Origin of the sequence: Actinoplanes sp. NPDC049265 (genome assembly GCF_043197135.1) — a bacterium.
Taxonomy (GTDB): Bacteria; Actinomycetota; Actinomycetes; order Mycobacteriales; family Micromonosporaceae; genus Actinoplanes.
Map to the genome: position 1 here is coordinate 254,631 of NZ_JBICSP010000014.1, position 1,715 is coordinate 256,345.

The 1,715-nt window shown below is 73.6% G+C and carries 2 protein-coding genes; one reads left to right on the top strand and one right to left on the bottom strand.

Annotated features, from left to right (window positions below):
• Positions 1 to 331 precede the first annotated feature (331 nt).
• Entirely contained in the window at positions 332 to 889 is a 558-nt protein-coding gene (locus tag ACGFIO_RS30335; RefSeq protein WP_392831036.1) for a cysteine hydrolase family protein, read from the top strand.
• A 137-nt stretch (positions 890 to 1,026) separates the two neighbouring features.
• Here the strand turns inward: ACGFIO_RS30335 and ACGFIO_RS30340 are convergent.
• The coding region (locus ACGFIO_RS30340; protein ID WP_392831039.1) for a hypothetical protein at positions 1,027 to 1,715 on the bottom strand (689 nt) is incomplete at its 5' end.

Genomic DNA, 1,715 nt, shown 5'->3' on the forward strand with positions numbered 1-1,715 from the left:
GCACGCACACCGACTTCTGCGTGCGGTCGACACTGCACGGGCGTTCGCCCGCGGATACGACCCGGATCTCGTCGGTGACGCGCACACCACGAGCGACGACTCCGCGTCGGGTGTGCCGGGTCCGGAGGCGGTCATCCGGCACACCGATCTCTACTGGCGCGATCAGATCGCTGCCGGCTACGACGACGGCCCGCCGATTACCGACCGGGGACCGGCGCCCGCCACAACCCGTCACCCACCCGGCGTCGCAAGTGGGCCGGGGTCGTCAACGCCGACGAGGTTGACTTCCGGCGGCCCGGTTTTGTCGTACCCGGTCATTAGGTTGGGGCCTATGACGACGTTGGAGGGGCGCGAGCGCCCGGCGGTTCTGGTGATCGACGTGCAAAACGGCGTGGTGGCCGGCGCCTTCGAGCGGGACCGGGCCGTGGGCAACGTGGCTCGGCTCGTCGACAAGGCGCGGAGCGCGGGCGTGCCGGTCGTGTGGGTGCAGCACTCCGACGACGGGCTGGAACGCGGCAGCGACGACTGGCGGATCGTGCCCGAGCTGGTCCCGGCCGAGGGCGAGGCGGTCGTGCAGAAACATCACGGCGACTCGTTCGAGGGGACTGATCTCGAACAGGTGCTCGCCGGGCTCGGCGTGGGTGCGCTCTACCTGTCGGGCGCGGAGACGGACGGATGCGTGCGGTCGACGCTGCACGGGGCGTTCGCCCGGGGATACGACACCTACCTCATCGGGGACGCGCACACCGCGGGCGACAAGTCGGCCTGGGGCGCGCCGAGCGTAGAGGGAGTCATCCAGCACACCAACCTGTACTGGCGCTACCAGACCGCACCGGGCAAGTCGGCCGGCGTCCTCGACACCGACGAGGTCGACTTCACGAAATCCTGAGCCCACGGCGCGACCCGGTCGCGGGCAGGCCACCCGGTCGCAGGCCGGCAGGAGAGCTGGGCTCGCGCGAGTGAAACGCCGCAGGCAGGCCCGTCGCGGACCCTGGACGGACCAGTCGCGAACCGCAGTCGAGCCGGTCACGAACCGCAGGCCAGCCGGTCGGAACCCGGGCGGACGGAAGAGCGTGCGAGCGCGGGACGCATTCGCATGCCGGCGCGGGCGGACGGAAGAGCGCGGGCGGGAGAACGTGCGAACGCGGGACGCATTCGCGTGCCGGCGCGCATGGGCGTAATCGGCAGGCAACACCACCGGGCGAACCAGCACCACCACCACGCAGGCAACACCACCGGGCGAACCAGCACCGCCGGGCGAACCAGCGCCACCACCGGGCGAACCAGCGCCACCACCGGGCGGGCCAGCACCGCCGGGCGAACCAGCGCCACCACCGGGCGAACCAGCGCCACCACCGGGCGAACCAGCACCACCGGGCGAACCAGCGCCACCACCGGGCGAACCAGCACCACCGGGCGAACCAGCGCCACCACCGGGCGGGCCAGCACCGCCGGGCGGGCCAGCGCCACCACGCGGCGGGCCAGCACCGCCGGGCGAACCAGCGCCACCACCGGGCGAACCAGCACCACCGGGCGGGCCAGCGCCACCACGCGGCGGGCCAGCACCGCCGGGCGAACCAGCGCCACCACGCGGCGGGCCAGCGCCACCACCGGGCGGGTCAGCGCCACCACCGGGCGGGTCAGCGCCACCACCGGGCGGGTCAGCGCCACCACCGGGCGGGTCAGCGCCACCACCGGGCGGGTCAGCGCCACCA

What these genes read in the sequence shown, in the direction of transcription:
- ACGFIO_RS30335 (WP_392831036.1), top strand. Translation starts at nt 332, where the DNA reads ATGACGACGTTGGAGGGGCGCGAGCGCCCGGCGGTTCTGGTGATCGAC.